Genomic DNA, 25685 nt, shown 5'->3' with positions numbered 1-25685 from the left:
GGTGCCCGCCGACCCCGTCCCCCGCCGCTCGCTCGGGCGCGCCCTGGGTCGGGCAGCGGCGTACGGGGTCGCGGCGTCCGTCCCCGTCCTCGTGCTCGCGTGGCTCGTGCGCGCCGAGTCGGGGCTCGTCGTCGACGCCGACCGTGCCGCCGTCGCCGCGGCGACCCGGTTCACCGGCGAACGGCCCGCGTTCGAACGCACGCTGCTCGTGGGCCAGGAGGTGCTCGCCGCACGGTGGATGAACCTCGCCGCGATGGGCGTGTGCCTCTGGGCCTGGCGGCGGCGCGGCCTCGGGTCTCGCGCAGCCTGGGCCGCGGGGACCATCTGGGGCGCGTGGGCGCTCGGCCTCGGCGCCAAGGAGCTCGTCGACCGCGCGCGTCCCGTCGTCGAGGACGCGGTGACCGTCGTCCCCGGGTCCAGCTTCCCGTCCGGGCACGCGATGAACGCCGCCGCCGTCGGGGTGAGCCTCACGGTGCTGGTCTGGCCGCTGCTCGGACGCGGTGGTCGCGTGGCCGTGGTGAGCGGCGCGACCGTGCTCGCGCTCGTCACCGCGGCCGACCGCGTGCTGCTCGGCGCGCACTACCCGTCCGACGTCGTCGGCGGCATCCTCTTCGGCGGCGCCGTCGCAGGGGCGTCCGCCGTCGGCTACCACGGGTGGACGTCCGCCCGGACCGCCCGCCCTTCCGGCTCCGCTCCCAGGAACGAGGTCTGATGCATCCCTTCGTGCACCGCTACGAGCTCGACACGACCCGACCCACCGCGAAGGAGGTGCTGCGCGACGTCGGTCTCCGGGCGTTCCTCCCCGGCGCGGTCCTGTGGGTGCTCATCGTCGCGACCGGGTTCCTCGTGACGGGTCCGCTGGGCGACCTGCCCGGCGAGGTCGGGGTGAACCGCTGGCTGGAGGAGCGGCGCACGCCCCTCGGGGACTCGGTGACCGACGTGTTCTCGCTGATCGGGACGACCGAGTTCATCATCGGCGGGACCGTGCTGACGATCCTGCTCGTGTGGTGGCGCACGCGGCAATGGTGGTTCGCCGTCGTGCCCGCGCTCGCCGTCGCGCTCCAGGCGCTCATCTTTCTCACGTCGTCGATCGTCGTGGGGCGCGAGCGCCCCGACGTCTCGCGGCTCGACGAAGCGCCGCCGACCTCGAGCTTCCCTTCCGGCCACACCGGCGCGTCCGCGGCCTTCTACCTGACCCTCGCGCTGCTCGCGCAGCGCATCACGAACCCCGCGCTGCGCGTCGTCGTCACGATCCTGTGCTGCCTCGTGCCGCTCGCCGTGGGCATGTCTCGCCTCTACCGCGGCGCGCACGGCCCGGCCGACGTCGTGATGGGCCTGATCAACGGCATCGTCTGCTGCGTCCTCGCCTGGAACTACCTGCGCCGCGACGTCCGCACGCAGCGCTGAGGGCGACGCCCACCGCGCAAGAGAACCCCGTCCGCGCGAAGTAGAGGCCTGGTCGGACGAGGTAGAGGCCTGGTCCCGCGAAGTAGAGGCCTGGTCGGACGAGGTAGAGGCCTGGTCGGACGAAGTAGAGGCCTGGTCTGTGCCCCCGTCCCCGTACGACGACGGCGGGCCCGGTCCTGAGACCGGTCCCGCCGTCGTCGTGCCGGGCCGTCCGGGCGATGCGCGCGCCCGGGCGACCCGTCAGGTCACGCGCAGAGGCCCACCGGGTCCCACGAGCCCCACGTCACGGACCCGGGCAGCTCGCCCTTGGTCCACCACTGGGCCGTGTAGTTCACGCCGGCGCGGGAGACGGTCTGGCCGCCGGTGTAGACGGCCTCGCGCGACCACGCCGGGGCGCAGTCCGCGATCGCGACCTCGGGCGCCGTGCCGCACGGACCGATCTTCTTCCACGCGGACGACGAGCCCGGCTCCTGGTTGCGGGTCCACCACTGGGCCTTGTACTCCGAGCCCTCATGCGAGACGACCTCGCCTCCGGTGTAGACGCCCGTGCCGTACCAGGGCACCGCGCACTCGTCGGCCACACCCGGGCCGGGGGTCGCGGCACGCAGCGTCGAGCCCAGCGCGTCACCCAGCTCGTTGCGGTAGTCGCCCGAGAGGTCCCACCACATCGCGCCGCCGTAGCCCTGCGTCGCGACGAACTCGGCCTTGGCCGTGACCGACGCCGGGTCGTCGTAGCTCCACCACTGGTCGCCGTCGTAGAGCCAGCTCGCGCCGATCTCCGGGTCGAAGTACTGCTCGCCGTCGAACGAGCGCAGCTCCGCGTACGTCTTGGTGCCGACGTAGCCCGCGGCGGGCTGCCAGCCCTGCGAGCCGTCCTCGACGCCGTACCAGCCGTGGCCGTAGGCGGCGAGGCCGGCGTTGACCTGCGACGGGTCCGCGCCCGCGTTGACGTACATGCCGAGCGCGCCGTCGAGCCCGAGGCCCCAGTTCTGCGTGCCGTCGGGGTGCAGGTTGCCCTGGTGGCCCGTCTGGTTCGGCACCCAGCCGCCGTGGAAGTCGTAGCCCTGGACGTTGAGGAAGTCCACGACCGCGAACAGGCGGGGGTCGAGCCAGCCGCCCTGGCCGGCGTTCCAGCCGCCCGCCGGCGCGAACGCCGTCAGGAGGTAGTCCTCGCCGTTCGCCGCGCCGCGCGCGTCGAGCTCGGTGCGGAACTCCTCCATGAGGAGGAGGAAGTTCTCCTTGTCCTCGGGGCGGGCGTTCGCCGTCTCGCCACCGGTGACCGGCCACTCCCAGTCGATGTCGATGCCGTCGAAGATGCCGGCCGCGGCGCCCGGGCCGCCCTTGCCGTCGACGACCGGCAGGTTGCCGTCGATGTAGAGGTCCAGGCACGAGTCGACGAGCCGCGTACGACCCTCGGCCGTGGACGCCGCCTCGGAGAAGTTGTCGGACCAGGTCCAGCCGCCGAGCGAGATGAGGATCTTGGTGTCGGGGCTGACGGCCTTGAGCTTCTTGAGCTGGTTGAAGTTGCCGGCGAGCTTCTGGCCGGGCTTGTCGGCCTTGCCGTCGACGGAGTCCTTGGCCGCGACGTGCGCGACGAAGTCGTTGAGCGGGTCGCCCTCGCCGGGGACGTCGGCGATGTCGCACACCAGGTCGGTCGTGACGTTCCCGAACGCGTAGTTGATGTGCGTGAGGTCCTCGATCGCGCCGGTGCGGAGGAGGTCGACCACGTGGAAGTCGCGGGTCACGCGCGAGTCGGCCATGACATAGCCGACGCTGCGGAACCCGTTGATGTCCGACGGCCCGGCGACGGACGCCGCCGGCTTCGCCGCGGGCTGCGGCGCCGCCACGGCGGGCGACGCAAAGGTCGCCGCGGTCAGGGCGAGCGCCCCGGCGACGGCGGTGGCCGCGACCACGCGCGAGCGGGCGGTCGGTGCGGGCGAGGTCTTGGCGAGCGAGCGGCCCGAGGAGGCCGCGCTGGGTGTCGATCGATCGTTCATGAAGGCCTCGTTGCTCTTCGGCCCGGGCTGGGGATCCCGGGATTTGTTCGGTCTCCTGCAAGATACCGGGGTCACTAGCGTTTACGCCAGGGTCCGAACGAAACTCGCCTCGCGGAGATTGCTGCGTTGGACGGCCGACTCGGGGCCGGTGGACACCCGTCCAGGAGTCGACGGGCGCCTGCACGGCCGACGGGCGATCACACGCTCCCCGCGCCCGTCCGCCGAGACGACCTAGCCTGGAAGCGGCCCGTACTTCTCATGCGACGCACGCGACGAGGGAGTGACTGCGGCGAGGCAGGAGCGGAGCGACATCCAGACCGGCGAGACGGGAACCGGGACAGGCGGGATCCAGACAGGCACGACGGCGAAGGTCGCCGTCGTCGGGGCTGGCTCTGTCGGGGCGACCCTGGCCTACGCCGTCCTGATCCGCGGGGCCGCGCGCGAGGTCGTCCTGTACGACGTCGACACGGCCAAGGTCCGCGCACAGGCCCTCGACCTCGCGCACGGCATCCAGTTCATGCCCATGGCGCGCGTGGAGGGTTCCGACGACGTCGCGGTGTGCGCGGGTGCGGACGTCGTCGTCGTCACCGCGGGAGCCAAGCAGCAGCCCGGCCAGACGCGCATGGACCTCGCGGCCAAGACCGTCGGCCTGGCGCGCACGCTCATGCCCCAGCTCGTCGAGGTCGCGCCCCAGGCCGCCTATCTCATGGTCACCAACCCTGTGGACGTCGTCACGTACGCCGCCCTGCGGTACTCCGGCTTGCCGCGCGCGCAGGTGCTCGGCTCCGGCGCCGTGCTCGACTCCTCGCGGTTCCGGTACCTCATCGCCGACCACGTCGGCGTGGCCGTGCAGAACGTTCACGCCTACGTCGCCGGCGAGCACGGCGACACCGCCGTGCCGCTGTGGTCGTCCGCGACGATCGGCGGCATGCCGCTCCTGGAGCTCGACCCGTTCGACGGGCGCAAACCCCTGACCCAGGAGGTCCGCGACGCCATCGCGCACGACGTCGTCCACTCCGCATACGACATCATCGCCGGCAAGGGCGCCACCGCCTACGCGATCGGCCTCGCCGCCTCCCGCATCGTCGAGGCGATCACCAACGACGAGCACCGCATCATGCCGGTCTCCTCGCTCGTGAACGGGTACCGCGGCATCGACGACGTGTGCCTCTCCGTCCCGACCATGGTCAGCCACGACGGCGCCGGAACCCTGCTACCGACGCCCATGTCCGACGCCGAGCTCACCGCGCTGCACCGGTCGGCCGACGCACTGCGCGCCGCGGTGGGCCAGGTCGGGCTCTGAGACACGTCCTGAGGGCACGAGGTCGCACATCTGCATGACCGAGACGGACGACGGAGCCCCGCCGACGAGGCACGAGGCACTTCACGAGCGGCAGCTACGAGCCTGAGCGATCAGCCGACGTGTCGGTCCAGGCCTTCGCATCGTCGGTGCTGCGATGCGATCCAGCGCTCAAGGCCCGGGCAACTCCCGCGGGCAGCGCGTCGGCATGTGCCGGGGTGTGTTCAGCAGCCCAGGTCGTGACGAGGTCGCAGAACCGATCAAGGTCCTCCTCGGCACGGGCGAGTGCAACGCGCACCTGGTCGAGGGGGAACCGCAGGACAGGTCGACTCAGGTCCTGCGCGTCCTGGACGATCTCGACGAGTCCGTCGCGGACCGTCAGAACCGCGTCGGGGTCGTGCCCGAACCAGCAGGTGGCCGTCCTCCCACCCAGCACGTCGACAAGCTCGGAGCGTTCGTCGATCGAGTAGCAACAGCCGGGCAGGATCGTCGAGCCGGTGACCGTGTCAGTGAACTGCATGCCGCCCATCGCCAACGGCCGAGCATCGTCGGCGTCGTACGGGGCCAGCGCGCGAGCGAGGTACTCCTCGACCGTCGATGCAGGATCGCCTTCGTCGTCGGTGTAGAACCACCGCAGGATCTGGTGCACCGCTGTCCCCACCTCACGTTCGGTCAGGTCACCGTGCAAGGCCAGGTACCAGAAGCCGTCACGCCCGACGACGGGCCAGAGTTCGATTTCGGTGCCTCCGAGAACCTCGAGCACCGGCTCGACCCGCAGCGTTGTCACCCGAGAACCGTGCCCGCGGCATCACCCGGCGGTCAATCCGTTTCCCGGGGACGATCAGTCTGTCGTTGACGCCGTTCCCGCGGTCTCGACAGCCCAACTGCCCTACTCTGTCGCCATGCACATCACGCCGAAGGGAAATGCCGCGTAGACGTCCTGCTCTGCTACGCGCAGAAGCTCCTCTGCTCGAACGTCCGAGGGTACCGACGCGACGGCCCACGGTCGGCGGCGCGGATCTGTCGGGGTCAGCCCGAGCCGCAGTCCTCCGATACGAACGCCAGACCGGCCTGCCACGCGGGTCGACCCTCGTCGCCTTGACCGTCTGGGAGCGAGCCCGCGCAGTGATCGAGCCGCCCGTGACGAGCTGCGGCATCTGGGAGTGCTGCGGGTACCTCAGGCCCCTCGCGGAGACGCGCGACACCCTCGAGAACCTCGTTCGTCGCGCGCCATCTGGTGCCGGCAGCGAACTGCGCCGACGCGTGCGCGAGGCTGATGCCCGGATCGTCGGGCCCCTCGGCGGTTTCTGGTGGCGGGACCCGTTGCGCTGGAGATGACGGAACGCAGGAGGCTGGCGGAGGTCCGCGCACGGGTGGCCGTAGAACATCCCGCAGCGACGCCGTGGACGCACTCGCGCGGCCTGGAGCCGGGCGGATGCTCGGCTCTCGACCCGGGGCCGGACCGCTACCCTTCCGCTAGGGTGCAGCCGTCGGCTGCCGCGTCGGCCTGGATGCCAGGAGGGCTGAAGTGCCAGATCAGCCGGCCTGGTTCGACCGGATGAACGCCTGGAACAGGTCTTTTCGGCTGTGGGCCTATCCATTGCTGGGACCACCGTTGCTGGTCGCGGCCCTCATCATTCAGGCTCCACCGGCGATGGTCGTCTTCTGGCTCGCCGCACTGACTCCAGGGACGCTCGTACTGATGTGGGAGCAAGCGCGGAACCGGAAGTTGCACCCTGAGGCCGACGAGAAGACGACTCTTCGGATCGTGATCGGTTCGAGCGCCCTGGTGCTGGCCCTCGTGGCGACGTACTACGCGCTGCGGCTGTGGGGCAGCGTTTCTGGCGCCGCGGGTGTGGCCGTCTGCTACGGCTTGATGTGGGCCATCGCCCGTCATGTGGCGGCGCAGTTGGAGATGAGCCGGCAGCGGCGCGAAGCAGACGCACGTGACGCGGGACCTACGGCGTCGTCGCCGCCCGACTGACTCTGCGGCGGGAGCGGCGGTCGCCGAGCGTCACAGAGGTGAGTTCTCATGACCTCCGCACGGCGAAGGGCCCCGACCGCAGAATCTTGCGGTCGAGGCCCTTCGGTGGCGGTAGCGGTGGGCTTGGATGGTCCGCTTCCATGCCCTCGGTCGACAACGCCGGAATTTGCCTCTGACCTGCACCGTCGCATGGACGCACCTCGCACCGGGTTGTGGTCGGCGGCACCTGTGCGGCGGTCAAAACGGAGGCATACCGGTGGACTCGTGCAGCGCACCGCGGTGGGGACACTCGGAGGCGCCGAACCGATAGCGGAGCACAGGAGGTCGGCGGAGGTCCGGGTCAAGGGTGGCCGTAGGCCATCGCGCAGCGACGCCGCAGGCGCCCTTGACGCGGGCCGGAGCCGGCCGGATGCTCGGCTGTCGGTACGGGGCCGGATGGAGAGGTGATGCAGGTGCACAACACGACCCTGACGGTCATCGGCTACTGGGACGGGCCGCACACGCGACCGGGCTGGCCTGATCCGGCCCGTTTCGTCGACACCGAGTGGGACGCCGAGGATCGCGAGATGGTCACCGACTACCTCGCTCGTGGTCACGTCGCCCGGGCATACATGGGTTGGTCTACGTGCCGGATGTGCGGACAGCGGAACGGCAATCTCGAGTTCACGGACGGGACGTTCGTCTGGCCCGAAGGCCTGCGGCACTACGTAGAGGACCACGCCGTCCGCCTCCCAGACCGGTTCACCGAGCACGTCCGAGCTCGTAGAGAGGCGCTGGAGACGGCATCGCGGGATGAGGCGTGGTGGTCGAGCATGGCGTGAAGACGAGTGGCGACGGGCGACGGGCACGAAGGGTGAAGTGCAAGGCGTGAGGCGGTTCCGGACGAGCTCCGGAGCCGCCTTCGTCGTTGCGGCTGGCGACCCGGCGGGGTGCGCGCAGCGAGCTTGCGAGCGGAGCGCGGGGCCCCGCCGGACGGCGGCCGCGCGGCGGAGCCGCGCCTTGAGTCAGTAAGGAAACTCCTCACGACTTCGGAGCTTGCTGGGCGCGCGCAGAGCTCCTCCAGCTACCAGTAACGACCATCCCTCGCTCTACCAAACGTCGCGCCAGTCATGCGGAAGCGAATATGCCCGTCCAGAAACCATCCACTCGGACGCTCCCGACGTGCCAACTGACACGTTCAATGCCGCATCCGCGTAGTGAAACTCTGATCCCGCGACATCCTCACTCATCAGAGACTCTACCTCTAGTACAGCGACACGATCCCCCTTGACGATCGTGAGTCGATCTCCGACTTTAAGCGAGCCGGAAGTCACGACGACTCCGAGGCGACCTGTCCAGTACCTAACGACTTGACCGATCGCGACGAGCGACTCTTCTGCCAACTTTATGAGCACTTCTGCCCCAACGAAGGAGGCGACCTTATCGAGAAACTCAATCGTCACGAGCGACACATTCTTGAGCGCAGCACGATCTAGGATGCCATCATCATTGTATGAGTGTGCGAGCTCGTTACGCCGCGACACTAGGTCCTCAAGAAACGACTCGTATGAAGAAAACCCGAGAGCATCGAGCACCGTCAGATCGTCTGGCTTGAGCCGATCATCCAGAGAGACATCCAGCCGCCTGAACAAGTCCCGGATCTGACCTATCCGGTAATTCGCGGTCGAATGCGTAAATACCGCCCCGACTAGGGAAACCGCAGCTGACGTTTCGGCCGACAATGCGGCGATGGCCACGCGTTCGGCGACCGCACTCCTGGTTCGTGCCCGATCGCCCTCGACAAGACACCGGAGAAGAAGTTCTCGATGACTGGTCTTGACCACTTCGGGCAGCCGCTCGTTGGCTTGGTAGATGTTGCCATACAACTCCGCGGTGGCCGTTACCAGTAAGTCGATCGTCTGCTCGATCAAACCGTAACAGCCGATAATCACGTTCACGTAGAGAGAACGCCGCGCGGTCCGGGCCAACTTCTGCGCGGCACCCCCTGTGTGCATTCGCCCGTTATCAATCGACTCGACAATCAGATCGTAAAGATCGAACTCCTCAGCCAGGCGCTGCCGGGCAAGCGCCAGTGGCTCAAACGCGACGCGCATTACTGCTCGTCAACCACGCTTTGAAGGAATGACTCGATCAGTTCGTCACGGCGAGCCACATCGATCGGGTCGGTGCGGCGGCCGTCGAACGAAGCCGCGTTCTCGTCGTATAGGCGCTCCAAGCCGGCCCGTACGATCGCGCTCTTTTCGATGAGGACTTCGGCGTGGGCAAGGAACTTGCTGAACGCGGCCATAATTGAGTCGTAGGCAAGAAGCGTAGGTCGCGGCACCCAGGAGCGCACACCGTTGCGATCCCGCCGGATAAAGAACGCGCGCTCACCCAGTACGTTCTCAGCAAGGTTTGACGTAGCGACGAAGATGCTACCAATCTCCTCGACCAGTCCAAGGGAGTAGTTCTGGTTCGCCGAACGCCAGTACTCGTCGAGCAGGTCTCCAAGCCTCCTCGGCACGTCCGCGCCGCGCTGACGGTGCGCGTAGAAGCGGAGGACCATCTCGACGTCCTCCATCTGGCGGTACCGCTCGTTTTGCAGCACCTCCGGCGCAAGCCGACCAGTGGCGACTTCTTCGGCATCCGGTTCGGGGATTCCCCACATCCGGCAAAAGCTTGCCGTCCTCGCGAGCTTGGGCAGAACGTCATTCAGCACACCCTTGCTAAGCGCGTTTCGTGACTCCTGCCTCTCGAGACGCTCACCACCGCTATTGATGCGCTCGAAGACCAACTCCTTCAAGCGCTCAGCTTCCGCCGCATTCTGCGCAGTTTCATACAGCAAGACGATGCTAGAGAGATAACGTCGATCAATACCCTGACGGAGTTGTAGAGGCAACTCGTCGTAAGTGCGGCCCTCAAGTTCCTTCCAGTACTCAAGACCCGTTAGTCGAAGACGATTGCCATAGAAGGCGTCCAGCGCCGTGAGCCTTTGAAGCCCATCCATCACTTCGTGCTTAGAGTACTCATACTCATAGAGAAATATCGGCGGTACGGGAACGTTCATGATGAACGACTCAATAAGCCTGGACTGCTTCCCAGCGTCCCATCGGCTTCGGCGCTGGAAATCCGGCTGAAGTTCCCAGCGTCCCGACGCTAGGACGGTCGGAAGCTCGGCAAGCTGCGTCCGCGCCTGGTCGGTTACGATTCGGATCTCTCCGCTCGTGTATCGAGCTACGATGTCCTCGTCAGATACGTGGATCGCTTCTGGTGGTTTCGGGTCACTCAGATCGAGCCTTTCCCCTGGAAGAAGTTCTGCGGTCATGAAATCTCCAAGTGCCTGCGGTTCAGTTGCGGCGAGCAGCTCTGCTCGCTTCGTGTTGCTTGGTTCTTCACCATTCTACTCTGTTTCCTCGCGAATCAACCGACTTGTGTAGCCTGCCTCAACAAGGCGTCCATACGCTTCGCGCACTACCTCAGGCATGGGCTGTGGAACCGCGAAGCCCTTCTCGGCATATAGCCAGATCCGCTGAGTGTCTCCCACGAGCATATTGAGCACGCGCTCCGCATCATTGAGATCGGAGATGTAGCCTTCAAGGGATTGTGCGCGAGCCGCGCCAACAACGTCGATTTCGGGCCACACTTTCCTCGCGGTAGCAATCGCCCTGCGCTGTTGGTATGGCCGAGTGAAGACCGTGGCCGACGCTGGTCTAATTCCAAGTCGATCTAACAACTCGCGCGTAAGAACAAAGTTCTCCCCGGTGTTGGTTGCGCGTGTTTCCGTCAAGACGGCGTCTGCAGGTACCCCTAGATCTTGTGCGCGCTGTGCATAGTGGACTGCTTCACCACGAGGGAACACGTCGATGGTCGTGGGCGCGTTTGCTCCGGTGAATACGATGAGCGGGAAGCGACCTTCGTGCCAGAGTTCTGCCGCATGCTCGGCGACGCCGATGTCGTGGCTGCCGAGGCCGATCGCAATATCGGTGTTCCGGGGCTCGTGGTGCAGTTGGTGGTAGTCCCAGAGGATCTGGGCGTCATCCATCACGCTCATGGGCGACCTCTCGTCAGTCTGGCATCGTGAAGGTGTAGGTCCAGGCGAACCTCGAGGCCGCGTGAACACCTTCGGCGTACTCGACGACCCGCCCCTCCTTAGACCGCGTGGTGCGGTGAAGCACCATGACGGGCTCGCCGACTGGCAACTTGAGCTGGGCCGACTCGTCCGGCGTGGGCATGCGCGCCGTCAGAGTTTCGGTGATCTGGTCGGGCTCAAGTCCTTGGAGAGTGAGGACGGCAAACCCTCCCCCGCGTCCGGCCGGTCCCGGTGCCGGGTCGACCAGCGGCGTGCCCTCCACGTCTTCTGCTCGGTAGTAGCTCGTGAGCGTATGCGTGGGGTGGCCCTCGTGGCGCACGACGCGCGCGCGAGCGTAAACGTCGGACCCGGGATCAAGTTGGAGCGCCTCGGCAACGTGCGCCGGCGCCGCGATCCTCTCGACCGTCTGCGTCTGGTCGTTACGGTCCCACGTCTGCCCGTTGGCGTCCCGGTCAGCGATGAACGCGACACGGTCTCCGAACTTCCAGTTGCTCTTCGCGTAGCGCTCCACACCGAGGCGACGCATCGGAGGACGTGACCGGACGACGGTTCCACGCCGACGCACGGGCGTGACGAGGCCTTCGGACTCCAGAAGCGCTACAGCGTTGCGGACGGTCTTGATGTTGACCGCGTAGTCCCGGGCGAGGTCTGCCTGCTTGGGCAGCGTTGAGCCCGGCGGGTAGTCACCGCGCTGGATGCCCTCCCTCAGGATGCCCGCGAGCTCCCGGTAGCCGTGTGCCACAACCTCACCTCCTTGCGCTTAAGGGTAGTGCTAACAGCTCCGTCAACGACTTTGGGGGGTTAGGGGTGGTTCTATCTGCTCATGTCTGCTACGTTCTTGTTAGAACCACCTCTATCCCAGAGTGGTCAGCCCGGTCCAGCCGGGCACATGGCGAAGGAGCTACCAACATGGCGATGAAGCAGCGGTTCGAGATCGAGCACTCGGTGGCGTTCCCGAAGGGCGCGTTCCTGCGCGGGGAGGTAGAGCCCGTGGCGGACTTCAACGCGGCGCAGCGACCGGACGGGACGCGCCCGCAGCAGCACGACAAGGAGACGGGCCTGCCGCTGTGGCAGTGCGTCGTCATCGACGGTGACGAGGACGCCGGCCGCAAGGAGATCGGCGTGACGGTGAAGTTCGCCGCGAAGTACCAGCCGGTCCCGCCGGAGAACAAGTCCGGGTTCCCGTGGACGCCCGTCGAGTTCGTGGGGCTGACGGCCCTCCCCTACGTCGACGACAACGGGATGCGCCCGCGCATCGCCTGGTCGTTCCGGGCGACTGAGCTCGTCGCGCCCGGTCAGGCCCGTGACGCGGCGAAGGCCGGCCCGAAGGCGGCGGCGTGATCACCGCGCGACTCTGGCAGGGCGTCCGCCGCGTCCTGTCGGCTCTGTGGCTCGCGCTGCGGTGGACCGTTCGGGCGTGGCGGTGGATCGCGGCGGCGCTGTTCGTGGGCGGCGTGGTCGGTCTCCTCGGCTACGGGGTGCTGTCGGCGGCGCTCTACTGGTCTGTCCCAGCGTGGAACCTGGTCCGCGCGTTCTGGGCGGTGTTCAGCCCGATGACGTACGAGCCTTTGCTCGGCGGTCCGCTGCGTCGTCATCGGTGGCGGCGGTTCGTGCGTCGGCAGTGGCCGTCGATGGCGGAGTCCTGCGGGCTCGCCGACCGGGTTGTCCGGGAGAACCGGACCGTTCCGCGGCTGCTCCACGTCCGGGCACGCGACAACACGCTGACGATCCGTGTGCGCGCCCGTTCGGGTCAGACGCTCGACGACCTGCGCGGTGCCGTCGAGGCGGTCGGCACGATCATGGGCGCCGAGGCGTCGACGAGCCGTCGCGTGCGGCCCGGGGTGCTCGACATCGTGCTGACGATGGCCGACCTCCTCGACCAGCCGCTCTACGCGACGATCCCGAACGACGTCGACCCGACCGGGGTGCAGCTCGGCCGCATCCAGGACGGCAACCGGTGGCGACTCACGCTGCGCGGGCTGCAGACGCTCGTCGTCGGCTGCTCCGGCTCCGGCAAGGGGTCCATCTTCTGGGGCATCGCAGGGAACCTCGCCCCGGCCGTGCAGGCGGGCCTCGTGCGGCTCTGGGGCATCGACCTCAAGGGCGGCATCGAGATCGGCATGGGTGACCGGCTCTTCTACCGGGTCAGCACGGACGAGCACCAAGCCGTGGATGCGCTACGTGACCTGCTCGCCGTCGTCGACCAGCGGCAGCGCGCCATGTACGGGCGGACGCGGGACTTTGTGCCGACGCCGGGGGACCCGGTGCACGTGCTCCTCATCGACGAGCTCGCCGTCCTCACCGCGTACGCGTCCAAGCAGGTGCAGAGCGAGGCATCGGACCTACTGCGGCGCGTTCTCACGCAGGGCCGGGCGCTCGGCGTGCTCGTCGTCGCGTTCGTGCAGGACCCGCGCAAGGAGACTGTGGCGATGCGTGGCCTGTTCACGCAGACCGTCGCGCTGCGGCTGCGGTCGGCGTCCGAGACGGCGATGGTGCTCGGCGAGGGCATGGCCGACGTCGCACCCGCACACCAGATCAGCCCGGCCCTCCCCGGCACGGGCTACGTGGTCGCGGACGACGGGAACGTGGAGCGAGTGCGAGCGGACTTCTGGGAGGACACGTTCATCCGGATGGTCGCCGAGACGTACCCGGCGCCTGACCGGTACGTGCCGCCGCCGCTCTTCGTCGGCCCGCCGACTCCCAATGCTGACGACAAGGCGACCACGCCCACGCGGGTCCCAGCCGAGGAGCAGCGGGTCCCGCGTGCACCGCGCAAGCCGCGGTCTCCTCGCAAGCCGCGCGAGACGGCGACCCGCACGACGTCCGCCGCTGAGGCGTCGGATGACTGACGTCGCTCCCGCGCAGGGTGGGTTCCCGGGGTTCGGGCTGGACGCCCCGCTCGACCTCGGGAACCTCACCCCGGCGGCGGTCGCTGGGATCGTCGTACGGCTGCGCGAACGCACCGCTGCCGCGTTCTCGGACGCCGCCGCCCGCACGGGCTTCTGCTCGCACCCGATCCGGCTGCGAGGGTCCTCGACCACCGTCGACGCTGCCACGGGCGAGGTGCTGTCGCAGTTCAGCTCCGACGACGCGCCGCTCGGCGTGCTGTACCGGGCGTGCGGCAACCGGCGCGAGTCCGTCTGCCCGGCCTGCTCTCGCGTCTACGCGCGCGACACGTTCGAGATGATCCGAGCGGGCCTCTTGGGCGGTAAAACCGTCCCGGCGACCGTCGCGGACAACCCGCTCGTCTTCGCGACGCTGACCGCACCGTCGTTCGGTCACGTCCACGGCACCCGGGCCAAGCACGGAAGGTACGCGCGCTGCCGACCGCAGGGCACCGGGACGTGCCCGCACGGGCGTCCGCGCGGGTGCACCGCGCAGCACGCCGACACCGACCCTGTCGTCGGGTCGCCGCTGTGCGATGCCTGCTACGACTGGCACTCGGCCGTCTTGTGGCAGTGGCACGCCCCGGAGCTGTGGCGGCGCTTCACGATCGCGCTGCGTCGCCAGGTCGCCGAGGCTCTGGGCGTCCGCGAATCGACGCTCGGGACGGTGGCCTCGGTGCAGTTCGCGAAGGTCGCCGAGTACCAGGTTCGCGGCCTCGTGCACTTCCACGCCCTCATCCGGCTCGACGGTCCCGACGGCCCGGGCAGCCCCGCTCTCCTCGACGGGTCGACCCTCGCGCACGCGGCGCGGGCTGCCGCTCGAGCGGTGGTCGTCACGGCTCCTCCGGTGGACGGTGCGGACGTCCCGCGCGTGCTGCGCTTCGGTACGCAGCTCGACGTGCGGTGCGTGCGCACTGGCGTACCGGAGAACGACGACGGCTCCGACGACCTGCGTCCCGAGCAGGTGGCCGGCTACCTCGCGAAGTACTCGACCAAGGGCACCGGCACCGACCTCGCCACACCGCGCCCGCACCACCAGCGCATGGTCCGCACGTGCCGGTGGCTCGCCGAGCGCGCCCGCACCGCGTGCCGTGGTCTCGCCGGGCCCGACCCGGAGGACGACGAGGGCTGCGTCTGCGGACAGTGCGCGGACAGCCCGTACCGGCTGCTCGCGAAGTGGGCGCACATGCTCGGCTTCCGCGGGCACTTCTCGAGCAAGTCGCGGCGCTACTCGATCCCGCTCGGACGGTTGCGCCGGGCCCGCATGAGGTTCCAGCGGCTCAAGGCCGACGCCGAGCGCGACGGGACGCCGATGGACGTCGCCGACCTCGAAGCGCGCCTGCTCGCCGAGGACGACGAGACGACCCTCGTCGTCGGTTCCTGGATCTACGAGGGCTCCGGGTGGACCAACCCGGGCGACAAGGCCCTGGCCGATGCTGCCGCAGCACGCGCCCGCGAGTACGCGCAGTGGAAGGCGCACACGACGGCATCGGTTCGGAACGGAAGCAGGGAGGCAGCACGATGACGAGCACCACCACCAACACCCCGACGATGGACAGGCCGAGCGGCAGGCCGCGGCTCATGACGCCCGAGGAACTGGCCGAGTACCTCGGCGTGAGCCTGCACTGCGTGTACGCGTGGTCCAGCCGCGGCGGCGGTCCCAAGGTCGTGCGGGTCGGCGCGCGACTCCGGTACCGGCCGGCCGACGTCGAGCAGTGGCTCGACCGCGTCACCGACTCCGGCACGGCGGGCTGAGGCATGGCACGCAAGCCCATCGAGCCCGGCCGCTGGGGCCGGATCAGCCGCAAGGAGATCTCCCCCGGCGTGTGGCGGGCGCAGGCGCAATACCGCGACTTTGCGGGCGTGCTGCACAAGTACGAGTCGCGGGGACCGTCGGGTGCGGCGGCGCAACGGGCCCTGGAGGACAAGCTGCACCGTGCGAGCAGCGAGGCCACCGTCCCCGGAACGGCGGCGATCACCTCGGCGACCCGCATGGGCGTCGTGTTCGACCACTGGATCGCGGAGAAGCGCGTCGAGGGGCAGATCACGTCGCAGTCGCTGGAGACGTACCGCGGCGTTCTCGAACGAGACCTGCGGCCCGCGTTCGGACTGCTGCGGGTCCGAGAGGTCACGCCCGTGGCGGTGAACCGGGTGCTCATGGCGCTGAGCACGGCGCAGAAGTTCGACACCGCACGGCAGGCTCGCAACGTCATGTCCCAGGTCATGATGCTGTGCGTCCGCTACGGCGCGGCGCCGTTCAACCCGGTCCGGGATGCGGTGACCGTGCGCAAGCCGCGCCGGGCTGAGGTGCGCACGCTCGGGCTCGAGGACATCGCGCTGCTGCGCAAGGCCGTGCGCGAGTGGGAGGACCGCCCCGCCCTCGCGCGCGGTCGTCGCAACGTCACGCTCCTGCCGCAGATCGTCGACACGATGCTCGGCACCGGGCTGCGGATCGGTGAGTGCCTGGCGCTTCGAGAGGAGGACGTCGACCTCAATGCCGAGGTTCCGACGCTCACCGTGACCGGGACCGTCGTCCGGGCCGAGGGCCGGCTCGTGCGGCAGCCCAAGCCGAAGTCCGACTCGTCGCGGCGCACGATCACGCTCCCCGCGTTCGTCGTCACCGCGATCCGCGAGGCGCTGGACCTCGGCCTGGACGGCGGGCCGGACGACCTGGTGTTCCCGTCCACGCGGGCTACGCCTCGCTCCCCCAGCCGGGTGCGCGACCAGCTCCGGGAGGCACAGGCCGCCATCGGCACGACGGTCACCCCGCACGACTTCCGCCGGACCGTGGCGACGCAGGTCGCGAACTCGACGACGATCGGCAACGCGACGGCGCTGCTCGGTCACGCCGACGAGGGCACGACCGTCCGGCACTACGTGAAGCGCACCCACGTCGCCCCGGACCTGCGGGTCGTCATCGACCAGCTCGTCCAGCAGGCCGCGGTCGACAGCCCGCAGGGCAAAACGGAGTGAAGACGGAGGGCCGGGTACGACGAAGGGCCCCACAGCCGCAGGATTCTGCGGGTGGGGCCCTTCGGGTGGCGGTAGCGGTGGGATTTGAACCCACGGTGGACTTTCACCCACACACGCTTTCGAGGCGTGCTCCTTAGGCCGCTCGGACACGCTACCTCGCCGGGATACCCGGCCCAGGAAGGATACCTGGTCACACCCCCGGACACCGAATCGGCCGGTCAGCCGCTCCTGCGCCGGGTCACACACGCCCCGCCCGAGCCCCGCGGAGCCGGACCACCCGGCCCACCCCGCGCCGTCGGACCGCGCCCGCCGCCGGACCGCGCCGGCGTCGTGCACTCCGCCGGAAGGCTCGGGCGTCACTTCCCGCCGAGCGCCTCGGCGAACAGCGGGGTGACGTTGTCGATCGCGTAGATCACGGCCGTGGGCGTGCCGAGCGAGAAGGCGTTGGAGAGGTCCTTGTCGTCGAACACGACGTAGCGGCCGTCGGCGACGGACGGCACGGTCTGGAAGATCGGGAGCGCCTCGACGTCGGCGGCGGTGAAGCCGATGGGCTGGATGACGGTGAGGTCGGCGTCGAGCAGGCCGACGTTCTCGGTGCCGAGGGTGGCGGAGAACTCCTCGCCCGCGGCCTCGTCGATCTCGGGCTTGGTGTCGAACCCGAGGCCCTGCATGAACTCGCCGCGGCTGGAGGTCGAGACGTAGGCACCGAAGCCCTCGGCCCAGTACGACCCGATGACGGCGGTCTTGCCGGCGAACTCGGGGTGCTCGTCGCGCGCGGCGGCGAACGCGTCGTCGACCTCGGCGAGCAGCTCGTCGCCGGCGTCGCTGCGCCCGAGGGCGGCGGCGATCATGCCGACCTGGTCCTCCATGGGCGTGAGGTAGGCCTCGCCGCCCTCGGGGATCGCGACGGTCGGGGCGATCTCGGAGAGCCGCTCGTACCGCTCGGGGTCGCCGGACGACTTCACGTCGAGGATGACGTCGGGGTCGAGCACGGCGATCTGTTCGTACGAGGGCTCGAGCGTGCCGATGATCTCGGACGACTCGTCGTACGCGCCGTCGAGCCAGGGTCCGACGCCGTCGCCGCCGAACGCGAGCCAGTCGCTCGCCCCCACAGGCTGGACGCCGAGCGCGAGCGCCGTCTCGGCGTCGCCCCAGCCGAGGGCGACGACGCGCTCCGGCTCCTCGGGGATCTCGACGTCCCCGAACGCGGTGGGGATCGTCACGGGGAAGGTGTCCGCGGCGCCGTCGGCGCTCGGGCTTCCCGACGGCGCAGCGTCGTCACCCGAGTCGTCCCCGGACGAGCACGCGGCGAGCGCGAGGACGGCGAGCGCGGACGTCGCCGCGAGGGCGCGGCGGAACGTGGTGGTGCGGTGCATGGGACTCCTCAGTCCTCGAAGATCTGGCCGACGGGCTCGCGCTTCTCCGCCTGGAAGCGGTCCTCCGCGCGGCCGTAGGCCCAGTAGCCGGACAGCGACAGGTCGGCGCGCGGGACGCCGCGCTCCGCGAACACGCGGCGCAGGGCCTTCATGGCCTCGCGCTCGCCGTGCGCGAACACGTGCACGCGACCCTCGCGCCACGCGAGGTCGGCGACGGCGTCGGGCAGGAGCGTCGTCGTCCCGGCGGGCGCGTCGCCGCGCAGCACCCAGGTGACCTCGACGCCGGCGGGCACCTCGAGCGGGAGGCGGTCCGCCTCGGTGCCGACCTCCAGCACGGCGTGCCCGACGGCGTCGCGCGGCATGGCCTCGAGCGCGGCGGCGATCGCGGGGAGCGCGGAGTCGTCGCCCGCGAGCAGGTGCCAGTCGGCGGCCGGGTCGGGCAGGTACCCGCCGCCGGGGCCGGAGAAGACGAGGCGGTCGCCGGGCTTCGCGCGCGCGGCCCACGGCCCGGCGAGGCCCTCGTCGCCGTGCACGACGAAGTCGATCGCGAGCCGCTGCGCCGCCTCGTCGACCCAGCGCACGGTGTACGTGCGGGTGACCGGCAGGTCCTCGGGCGCAAGCGTCTCGCGCAGCGCCGCAAGGTCGTAGGGCGGCTCGAGGCCGAGCTCGGGCTTGGCGAAGATGATCTTGACGTACTTGTCGCTGTGCTCGTTCGTGGTGAACGCGGCGAACCCGTCGCCCCCTGCCACGACCCGCACGAGGTGCGGGGAGAGCCACGCTGTCTCGAGTACCTCGAGGACCGTCTGGGGGCGGGCGCGCCGCGGGGCGGGCGCGGTGGTGGTCGACATGACAACCTCTCGTCGGTGACTTAGGTGAGGCTAACATCACCGTCTGTACGCGCGGCCGTGACCCTGGTCACGGGGCCGCGAGCGCCGCGACGCCGGTGAGCTCCGGCCGGCGCCCCGCTGAACGCGACTCATACACGCACCCTGTGCCCTCCACAGCGACCGCACAGACTCCCCCGGCGGAATGGGAACGTCCTCGACCACGGCGCCCAGCGCCCCGGCACCCGGAGGCCTCGTGTCCCAGCCCGTCCTGTACCTCGTCGACCTCGTCGCGGTCACCGTCCTCGCGTTCGGCCTCTACTTCCCCCGGCACCGGCGCCGCGACCTCGTCGTCGCCTACCTCGGCGTCAACGTGGGGGTGCTCGCGGTCGCGGCGACGCTCGCGACGAGCAGCGTCGGCGCCGGGCTGGGGCTCGGGCTCTTCGGCGTCCTGTCGATCATCCGGCTCCGCTCGACCGAGCTGTCGCAGACCGAGGTCGCGTACTACTTCGCGGCCCTCGCGCTCGGACTCCTCGGCGGCCTCGGCGCGACGACCGGCTGGCTCTCCCTCGCGGGCATGGCGCTCGTCGTCGGCGTGATGGCCGTCGTCGACCACCCGCGCGTCCTGCGCCGGGCGCAGAGCCAGAGCGTCGTCGTCGACCGTGCCCTCACCGACCGCGCCGAGCTCACCCGCTACCTGACGGAGCTCCTCGGCGCGGAGGTCCGCGGCGTGAGCGTCCAGCGCCTCGACCTCGTCAACGACACCACGTGGGTGGACGTCCGCTACACCGCGCCCCGCGCTCGCCCTCGCACGACGCCGGCCCCCGCGCCGGCGTCGCCGTCGCTCCTCCCCGTGCCCGACGCCGCGTCCCCGGCACCGCGCGAGACCGCGCCCTTCGCGCCGGCCGCGCGGGCGACGTCGGCGGGCGGGACGTCGGCGACGGCGCCCCGGCCCGATCGGGCCGAGGTGCGCGCATGAGCTCCCGGACCGTGACGGCCGACGACCGGGTGCGCACCGTCCTCTACCCGCTCGACGGCGTCGGCCTGGACGAGCTCGTGGACGCGGCGGCGCTGCTCACCCGGGTCGACCGCAAGTACGTCCTCCCTGTCCACGACGCGGTCACGGTGCTCGACGCCCTCGCCCGCACGACCGCCGCCCGCGTCCTCGAGGTCGACGGCGCGCGCAGCTCGGCGTACGAGTCGGTGTACTTCGACACCCCCGACCTCGTGTCGTTCCGGCTCACGGCGACGCGACGCCGTCGGCGGTTCAAGGTCCGCACGCGCACCTACCTGGACTCGGGCACGAGCTTCCTCGAGGTCAAGACCCGCGCCGCGCGCGGCACGACGCTCAAGCAGCGTGTCGCGCACGACGAGTGCCCGACGGCGCTCGGTGCGGGCCGCACGTTCGTCGGCCGGACCCTCGCGGCCGAGGGCATCGACGGCGTCCCGGAGCACGCGCTCGCCCCCGGCCTCGTGTCGCGGTACCACCGCACGACCCTGCTCCTCCCCCGGGCCGACGGCGCCGCGCGCGCCACGGTCGACACCAGCCTCACGTGGGAGCTCGACCAGCCGGGCGCGCACGCGCCGCTCACCTGGTCCGTCCCGCACCTGGTGGTCGTCGAGACCAAGGGCGGCTCGACGCCGTCGGACCTCGACCGCCTGCTGTGGCGGCACGGCCACCGGCCCGAGCGGATCTCCAAGTACGGCACCGGGCTGGCGCTCCTGCGCCCCGACCTGCCCGACGGCCCGTGGCGGCGCGTGATCCGCCGCCACCTCTCCCCCGGCGCGGCCGCGCCCGTCGGGACCACGACCCCTCCCGCCCGCACCCCCGGGCACGACGACAGGAGCCTCTGATGCACATCCGCCGACCCCTGACCACGCTCACCGCCGCCGCGGCGGCCGCCGTCCTCGCGAGCTGTTCCGTGCTGGGGAGCACCGCGACCACCGACACCGCCTCGACCGACACGAACGCGACGACCACCGCGAGCGCCGTGTCCGACGCCGTCGCCGGACTGACTCCCGACGAGGCCCGCGCGGACAACGCCGAGGTGACGGTGGACGACGCCGACCTCGCGTACGACGAGTCGTCCGCGGTGGCCGTCGCGCTCGACGGCGACACCGCGACGGCGGACGGCGACGGCGTGACCGTCGACGGCTCGATCGTCACCATCACCGCCCCCGGCACGTACGTGCTGAGCGGCACGCAGGAGGGGCAGGTCGTCGTCGACACCGCCGAGGACGGGCTGGTCCAGCTCGTGCTCGACGGCGCCGACATCACGTCCACGACCAACGCCGCCGTGACCGTGCAGGACGCGGAGAAGGTCGCCGTGGTCCTCGCGGACGGGTCGACCAACAGCCTCACCGACGCCGAGACGTCCTCCGGCCAGGACGCTGACGGCGAGCCCGACGGCGCGCTGTTCTCGACAGCCGACCTCGTGATCGGCGGCGACGGCGCGCTCAGCGTCACGTCGCACGCGAACGACGGCATCGTCTCCAAGGACGGGCTCGTCGTCGCGGGAGGGGACCTCACCGTCGACGCGGGCGACGACGGGATCCGCGGCAAGGACTACCTCGTCGTCACGGGCGGCACGCTCGACGTCACCGCCGCGAAGGACGGTCTCACGTCGACCGAGGACGGCGACGAGACCCTCGGGTTCGTCGACGTGCGCGGCGGGACGATCACCGTCGCGTCGGGCGACGACGGCGTGCAGGCCGTGACCGACGTCGTCGTCTCCGGCGGGAGCCTGTCCGTGGCCGCCGCGGGCGGTGTCGGCGCGACCGTCGCCGAGGACGCCTCCGCGAAGGGCCTCAAGGGCGACGTGGGCGTCGTGCTCGGCGACGACGCGACGGTCACGGTCGACGCCGCCGACGACGCGCTGCACTCGAACGGCGCCGTGTCCGTCTCGGGCGGGACGGTCGAGCTGTCGTCCGGCGACGACGGTGTGCACGCCGACGGCGACGTCACCGTCTCGGGCGGCGACCTCACCGTCACGACGTCCGTCGAGGGCATCGAGGGCGCAGCCATCACGATCTCCGGCGGCGACCTCGACGTCACGGCGAGCGACGACGGCCTCAACGCGACCGTCGGCTCGACCACCGACGACTCGGCGAACGGGACCGACGGCGCGACGAGTGCCGACGGCTCGACGGGCGGTGACGCCGCGGCCGGCCCGGTGCCCGACGGGACCGCGCCCGGCGCGTCCGCGGACGGCACGATGCCCGAGCCTCCGGACGGCGCCGCGGCCGGCGGCACCCCGCCGGAGATGCCGGCCGACGGCCAGATGCCGGAGCCCCCGCAGGGCGGCGAGCTCCCCGACGGCACGGAGATGCCCCCGGGCGGCCCCGGTGACGCGGGCGGCGGCATGGGTGGCGGGATGGACACCGACGACGGCTCGACCCTGACGATCTCCGGCGGCACCCTCACCGTCGACGCCGGCGGCGACGGGATCGACTCGAACGGCTCGCTCACCGTCACGGGCGGCGAGATCGTGGTCCAGGGTCCGACGAACGACGGCAACGGCGCGCTGGACGTCAACGGCACGTTCACGATCAGCGGCGGGTCGCTCCTCGCGGCGGGCAGCGCGGGCATGGTCGTCGTGCCGTCGACCGACTCGGCGCAGGGCTGGCTCGCGGCGGACGTGTCCGCGAGCGCCGGCGACACCGTCACCGTCACGACCGCCGACGGCACCGTCCTCACGGAGCACACGGCCACCAAGGAGACCGCGAACGTCGTCGTCTCCTCGCCCGACGTGACGACCGGCGACACCTACACGGTGACCACCCCCGCCGGCTCGGCGACCGCCGTCGCGGGCGAGTGGACCGGCGGCGGCATGGCCGCCCGCCCCAGCGGGGGTCGCCCGGGCACCCAGGACGGCACCACCGAGTCCTGACCCGACGCCGTACCGACCCGACCGTCCTGCCCGGTGGCCACGGCAGGCCGTCGGGCAGAACGCCGCCCGCCGTGGTCGTCCTTCAGGCCCGCGTGGTCGGGTCCGCGGCGCGGGTGGTCGCCCATGGTGAGGACGGACCAGGGCGAGACGACGCCGGGCGGGGTGGGTGGTGGTGCCGCGTCGTGGCGGGCCTGGCGGGAGCCGCGAGGAATGAGCGGCGGATGGTAGACGCGGCACCACCACCCACCCCGACCACCCAGGCCCACCACACGCCGTCGAACCCAAGAACCACGGCTCTACCTCGCGCAACCACGGCTCTACCTCGCGCGACCACGGCTCTACCTCGCGCGACCACGGCTCTACCTCGCGCCGTCGTACCGTGGGAGGCGTGCCCACCAACCCGACTCCCCCGCGCTCGACCGATCCCTCGACCGCCTCCCCCGCGCACGTGGCCACGTCCTCCGCGGACCTGCCGCCGTCGACCGTCCCGACCCTGACCTCGCGGCTCGCGTGGCGTCCGAGCCAGCCGCCGCCGTCGGGCACGGAGCCGGAGCCGCCGCTGGGGACGGCGGAGGACGCCGTGCGGCTGCTGCGCGGGCTGCGGGTCACGGCGCTGACGGGTGCTGGCCTGTCCACGGACTCGGGCATCCCGGACTACCGCGGCCCGGACTCGCCGCCGCGCAACCCGATGACGTACCAGCAGTTCGTGCAGGACGAGGCGTTCCGGCGCCACTACTGGGCGCGCAACCACGTCGGGTGGCAGCACGTGCACCGCACGCAGCCGAACGCGGGCCACCGCGCGCTGGCGCGGCTCGAGGACGCGGGCATTCTCGTCGGGCTCATCACGCAGAACGTGGACCTGCTCCACGAGGACGCGGGCAGCCGGAACGTGATCGACCTGCACGGCCGCTACGACCGGGTGATCTGTCTCCAGTGCGGGCGCGTCATCTCGCGCGAGCACCTCGCGGACCGGCTCACGGCGTTGAACCCGGGTTTCATCGAGAGCATCGGCGACGTCGCGGACGTCGAGATCGCCCCGGACGCGGACGCGGTGATCGAGCAGACGTCGCACTTCCGACCGGCGCCGTGCGAGTTCTGCGGCGGGGTGCTCAAGCCGGAGATCGTGTACTTCGGCGAGAACGTGCCGCGCGAGCGGGTCGACCGGGCGTACGCGATGGTCGACGAGGGCGACGCTCTCCTCGTGGCGGGTTCGTCGCTGACGGTGATGAGCGGGCTGCGGTTCGTGCGGCACGCGGCGAAGGCCGGCAAGCCGGTCGTCATCGTCAACCGCGGCTGGACGCGCGGCGACCCGCTCGCGACGCTCAAGGTCGACGCCGGCACCACCGAGACCCTCACGACGCTCGCGGACTCGCTCCCGCACTGACGCCGAGAACGACAAGAGCCCGCGTCGAGCACGACATGAGGGTCGTTATCCGCTCGATAACGGCCCTCATGTCGTGTTCGGCGGGGTGGCGGTTGGCGGGGTGGCGGTCAGTGCGGGTGGCGGTCAGCGTCGGGTCGTGAAGAAGGCGCGCAGGAGGTGGGCGCACTCGTCCTCGCGGACGCCGCCGATCACCTCGACCGCGTGGTTGGCGCGCTGGTCGCGCACGAGGTCCCACACCGAGCCGGTCGCGCCCGCCTTGGGGTCCCACGCGCCGAGCACGAGCCGCGCGACGCGCGCGAGCACGAGCGCCCCGGCGCACATCACGCAGGGTTCGAGCGTGACGACGAGCGTGCAGCCCTCGAGCCGCCACTCCCCGAGCGTCGCGGCGGCCTGGCGCAGGGCGAGCACCTCGGCGTGCGCGGTCGGGTCGCCGGTCTCCTCGCGCCGGTTGCGGCCCACGCCCAGGAGCCGCCCGTCCGGCCCGACGACGAGCGCACCCACCGGCACGTCGGCGCTCGCGAGCGCGTGGGTCGCCTCGTGCAGCGCGAGGCCCATGAGCGCGTCCCAGACCTGGTGGCGCCTCGCGACCGTCCCCGGCGGGAACGTCCCGTCCGCCCACGGCAGGTCGAGCCCCCGCGGCTCGGGGGTGCCCTCTCCCGCCGTCGTGCCCGCCGCGGGCCCCCCGGTACCCGACGCGGGCCCCACCCTGCCCGACGCCGGCCCCTCGCCCGGGTGGGCGGGGTCGCCGGGGCGAGCGACGTCGTCGGGCACGGGACCTCCGAGGTGTCAGCGGCACGTCGCGCCATGCCGCGACGAGGTGCCGACCGCTCGGTGGTGCGGAGAGCCGTCAGCGCCTCACCAGGCTATAGACCGGTGTGGCGCTGACAACTCGCGGACGGCGGCCGGTTACCGGGCGGTACGGGAGGGCCCACGGTCGGATACCGTTGTCGCCATGCGCCTGCACGTCGCCGACCACCCGCTCGTGGCCCACAAGCTGACCGTCCTGCGGAACAAGGAGACGGCGTCCCCGACGTTCCGGCTCCTCGTCGACGAGCTGGTCACGCTGCTCGCCTACGAGGCCACGCGCGACGTGCGGGTCGAGCCGCACGAGATCGAGACGCCGGTGACGACGACGGTCGGCGTGCGCCTCGCGGAGCCCCGTCCCCTCGTCGTCCCCATCCTGCGCGCGGGCCTGGGGATGCTCGAGGGCATGACGCGCCTCCTGCCGACGGCGGAGGTCGGGTTCCTCGGCATGCAGCGCGACGAGGAGACGCTCGAGGCGGTCACCTACGCGAACCGCCTCCCCGACGACCTGACGGGTCGGCACGTGTTCCTCCTGGACCCGATGCTCGCCACGGGCGGCACGCTCGTCGCCGCGATCGACTACGTGTTCGCGCGCGGTGCGCGCGACGTCACGGCGGTCTGCCTGCTCGCGGCTCCTGAGGGGATCCAGGTGCTGGAGAACGCGGTCGGCGACCGCGTGGACGTCCAGCTCGTGGTCGCCGCGGTCGACGAGCGCCTCAACGAGAAGGCGTACATCGTCCCGGGCCTCGGCGACGCCGGGGACCGTCTCTACGGCGTCGTCTGACAGCCTCC

At 70.8% G+C, this 25685-nt stretch carries 24 protein-coding genes and 1 tRNA gene; 15 read left to right on the top strand and 10 right to left on the bottom strand.

Annotated features, from left to right (window positions below):
- Nucleotide 1 precedes the first annotated feature (1 nt).
- Together CCE02nite_RS07495 and CCE02nite_RS07490 are read left to right on the top strand one after the other, a co-directional pair.
- A complete protein-coding gene (locus tag CCE02nite_RS07495) occupies nucleotides 2-712 on the top strand; it encodes a phosphatase PAP2 family protein (RefSeq protein ID WP_141389037.1) in 711 nt (236 codons plus the stop codon).
- Nucleotides 712-1407, top strand: coding sequence for a phosphatase PAP2 family protein (locus CCE02nite_RS07490; protein ID WP_141389036.1), 696 nt, complete (start codon nucleotides 712-714; stop codon nucleotides 1405-1407). The genes CCE02nite_RS07495 and CCE02nite_RS07490 overlap by 1 nt, the downstream gene beginning before the upstream one ends.
- Before the next feature lie 245 nt (nucleotides 1408-1652).
- On the opposite strand, the gene CCE02nite_RS07485 is transcribed toward CCE02nite_RS07490, so the two are convergent.
- On the bottom strand, nucleotides 1653-3404 hold the full coding sequence (locus CCE02nite_RS07485) for a glycosyl hydrolase family 18 protein (protein ID WP_141389035.1): 1752 nt from the start codon (nucleotides 3402-3404) through the stop codon (nucleotides 1653-1655).
- A gap of 310 nt (nucleotides 3405-3714) precedes the next feature.
- Between CCE02nite_RS07485 and CCE02nite_RS07480 the strand changes: the two genes are divergently transcribed.
- Nucleotides 3715-4707 (top strand): L-lactate dehydrogenase, encoded by a 993-nt coding sequence (locus tag CCE02nite_RS07480; protein WP_141389143.1) that lies wholly within the window; start codon nucleotides 3715-3717, stop codon nucleotides 4705-4707.
- A gap of 94 nt (nucleotides 4708-4801) precedes the next feature.
- Here the strand turns inward: CCE02nite_RS07480 and CCE02nite_RS07475 are convergent, their stop codons facing one another.
- Nucleotides 4802-5491: a hypothetical protein gene (locus CCE02nite_RS07475; RefSeq protein ID WP_141389034.1), complete on the bottom strand. Its 690-nt coding sequence runs from the start codon at nucleotides 5489-5491 to the stop codon at nucleotides 4802-4804.
- Nucleotides 5492-6232: 741 nt separating this feature from the next.
- Here CCE02nite_RS07475 and CCE02nite_RS07470 point away from each other — a divergent pair.
- The gene (locus CCE02nite_RS07470; RefSeq protein WP_141389033.1) at nucleotides 6233-6688 is read left to right on the top strand and encodes a hypothetical protein; all 456 of its coding nucleotides are present in this window, start codon (nucleotides 6233-6235) and stop codon (nucleotides 6686-6688) included.
- 452 nt (nucleotides 6689-7140) lie between these two features.
- Nucleotides 7141-7509, top strand: a complete 369-nt coding sequence (locus tag CCE02nite_RS07465) for a hypothetical protein (protein WP_255318704.1) — start codon at nucleotides 7141-7143, stop codon at nucleotides 7507-7509.
- Nucleotides 7510-7776: 267 nt separating this feature from the next.
- Here CCE02nite_RS07465 and CCE02nite_RS07460 read toward each other — a convergent pair whose 3' ends face one another.
- The 4 genes from CCE02nite_RS07460 to CCE02nite_RS07445 all read right to left on the bottom strand — a co-directional run bounded on the left by CCE02nite_RS07460 (nucleotide 7777) and on the right by CCE02nite_RS07445 (nucleotide 11499).
- Nucleotides 7777-8781, bottom strand: a complete 1005-nt coding sequence (locus tag CCE02nite_RS07460; protein ID WP_141389031.1) for a hypothetical protein — start codon at nucleotides 8779-8781, stop codon at nucleotides 7777-7779.
- The gene (locus CCE02nite_RS07455) at nucleotides 8781-9992 is read right to left on the bottom strand and encodes a DUF262 domain-containing protein (RefSeq protein ID WP_141389030.1); all 1212 of its coding nucleotides are present in this window, start codon (nucleotides 9990-9992) and stop codon (nucleotides 8781-8783) included. The genes CCE02nite_RS07460 and CCE02nite_RS07455 overlap by 1 nt, the downstream gene beginning before the upstream one ends.
- 75 nt (nucleotides 9993-10067) lie before the next feature.
- The gene (locus CCE02nite_RS07450) at nucleotides 10068-10718 is read right to left on the bottom strand and encodes a YdcF family protein (RefSeq protein WP_141389029.1); all 651 of its coding nucleotides are present in this window, start codon (nucleotides 10716-10718) and stop codon (nucleotides 10068-10070) included.
- 13 nt (nucleotides 10719-10731) lie between these two features.
- A complete protein-coding gene (locus CCE02nite_RS07445; RefSeq protein ID WP_141389028.1) occupies nucleotides 10732-11499 on the bottom strand; it encodes a GntR family transcriptional regulator in 768 nt (255 codons plus the stop codon).
- A 167-nt stretch (nucleotides 11500-11666) separates the two neighbouring features.
- On the opposite strand from CCE02nite_RS07445, the gene CCE02nite_RS07440 reads away from it, so the two are divergent.
- From CCE02nite_RS07440 to CCE02nite_RS07420, 5 genes are read left to right on the top strand one after another with little or no spacing between them, the layout of a single operon-like run.
- On the top strand, nucleotides 11667-12098 hold the full coding sequence (locus tag CCE02nite_RS07440; protein ID WP_141389027.1) for a plasmid replication, integration and excision activator: 432 nt from the start codon (nucleotides 11667-11669) through the stop codon (nucleotides 12096-12098).
- Nucleotides 12095-13606, top strand: coding sequence for an FtsK/SpoIIIE domain-containing protein (locus CCE02nite_RS07435; protein WP_218027055.1), 1512 nt, complete (start codon nucleotides 12095-12097; stop codon nucleotides 13604-13606). The genes CCE02nite_RS07440 and CCE02nite_RS07435 overlap by 4 nt, the downstream gene beginning before the upstream one ends.
- Nucleotides 13599-15167, top strand: a complete 1569-nt coding sequence (locus CCE02nite_RS07430; protein ID WP_141389026.1) for a replication initiator — start codon at nucleotides 13599-13601, stop codon at nucleotides 15165-15167. The genes CCE02nite_RS07435 and CCE02nite_RS07430 overlap by 8 nt, the downstream gene beginning before the upstream one ends.
- The gene (locus tag CCE02nite_RS07425; protein WP_082379835.1) at nucleotides 15164-15397 is read left to right on the top strand and encodes a helix-turn-helix transcriptional regulator; all 234 of its coding nucleotides are present in this window, start codon (nucleotides 15164-15166) and stop codon (nucleotides 15395-15397) included. Before CCE02nite_RS07430 ends, CCE02nite_RS07425 begins: the two co-directional genes overlap by 4 nt.
- Before the next feature lie 3 nt (nucleotides 15398-15400).
- Nucleotides 15401-16615: a tyrosine-type recombinase/integrase gene (locus CCE02nite_RS07420; RefSeq protein ID WP_141389025.1), complete on the top strand. Its 1215-nt coding sequence runs from the start codon at nucleotides 15401-15403 to the stop codon at nucleotides 16613-16615.
- Nucleotides 16616-16681: 66 nt separating this feature from the next.
- On the opposite strand, the gene CCE02nite_RS07415 is transcribed toward CCE02nite_RS07420, so the two are convergent.
- The 3 genes from CCE02nite_RS07415 to CCE02nite_RS07405 form a co-directional block, all read right to left on the bottom strand.
- Nucleotides 16682-16771 (bottom strand) — tRNA-Ser (locus tag CCE02nite_RS07415).
- A gap of 200 nt (nucleotides 16772-16971) precedes the next feature.
- Nucleotides 16972-17991 carry an iron-siderophore ABC transporter substrate-binding protein gene (locus CCE02nite_RS07410; protein WP_141389024.1) on the bottom strand — a complete coding sequence of 340 codons (1020 nt, stop codon included), beginning with the start codon at nucleotides 17989-17991 and terminating at the stop codon, nucleotides 16972-16974.
- 8 nt (nucleotides 17992-17999) lie between these two features.
- A complete protein-coding gene (locus CCE02nite_RS07405) occupies nucleotides 18000-18839 on the bottom strand; it encodes a siderophore-interacting protein (protein WP_141389023.1) in 840 nt (279 codons plus the stop codon).
- A 232-nt stretch (nucleotides 18840-19071) separates the two neighbouring features.
- Between CCE02nite_RS07405 and CCE02nite_RS07400 the strand changes: the two genes are divergently transcribed.
- The 4 genes from CCE02nite_RS07400 (at nucleotide 19072) to CCE02nite_RS07385 (ending at nucleotide 24089) form a co-directional block, all read left to right on the top strand.
- Nucleotides 19072-19794 carry a DUF4956 domain-containing protein gene (locus CCE02nite_RS07400; RefSeq protein WP_218027053.1) on the top strand — a complete coding sequence of 241 codons (723 nt, stop codon included), beginning with the start codon at nucleotides 19072-19074 and terminating at the stop codon, nucleotides 19792-19794.
- Complete coding sequence (locus CCE02nite_RS07395; protein ID WP_174774899.1) at nucleotides 19791-20669, top strand: polyphosphate polymerase domain-containing protein; 879 nt, start codon at nucleotides 19791-19793, stop codon at nucleotides 20667-20669. The genes CCE02nite_RS07400 and CCE02nite_RS07395 overlap by 4 nt, the downstream gene beginning before the upstream one ends.
- Nucleotides 20669-22705 carry a carbohydrate-binding domain-containing protein gene (locus CCE02nite_RS07390; RefSeq protein WP_141389021.1) on the top strand — a complete coding sequence of 679 codons (2037 nt, stop codon included), beginning with the start codon at nucleotides 20669-20671 and terminating at the stop codon, nucleotides 22703-22705. The genes CCE02nite_RS07395 and CCE02nite_RS07390 overlap by 1 nt, the downstream gene beginning before the upstream one ends.
- A gap of 559 nt (nucleotides 22706-23264) precedes the next feature.
- Nucleotides 23265-24089, top strand: coding sequence for an NAD-dependent protein deacetylase (locus CCE02nite_RS07385; RefSeq protein ID WP_141389140.1), 825 nt, complete (start codon nucleotides 23265-23267; stop codon nucleotides 24087-24089).
- Nucleotides 24090-24212: 123 nt separating this feature from the next.
- Here CCE02nite_RS07385 and CCE02nite_RS07380 read toward each other — a convergent pair whose 3' ends face one another.
- A complete protein-coding gene (locus tag CCE02nite_RS07380; RefSeq protein ID WP_141389139.1) occupies nucleotides 24213-24644 on the bottom strand; it encodes a nucleoside deaminase in 432 nt (143 codons plus the stop codon).
- 397 nt (nucleotides 24645-25041) lie between these two features.
- Here CCE02nite_RS07380 and upp point away from each other — a divergent pair, with 397 nt between their 5' ends.
- Entirely contained in the window at nucleotides 25042-25677 is a 636-nt protein-coding gene (upp, locus tag CCE02nite_RS07375) for a uracil phosphoribosyltransferase (RefSeq protein WP_047232332.1), read from the top strand.
- Nucleotides 25678-25685: the final 8 nt, after the last annotated feature.

The sequence above is a fragment of the Cellulosimicrobium cellulans genome, from assembly GCF_006539945.1.
GTDB classification, from domain to species: domain Bacteria; phylum Actinomycetota; class Actinomycetes; order Actinomycetales; family Cellulomonadaceae; genus Cellulosimicrobium; species Cellulosimicrobium cellulans.
Note: the sequence above shows the minus strand (reverse complement) of the source record. Positions and strands in the feature narration are given on the sequence as shown.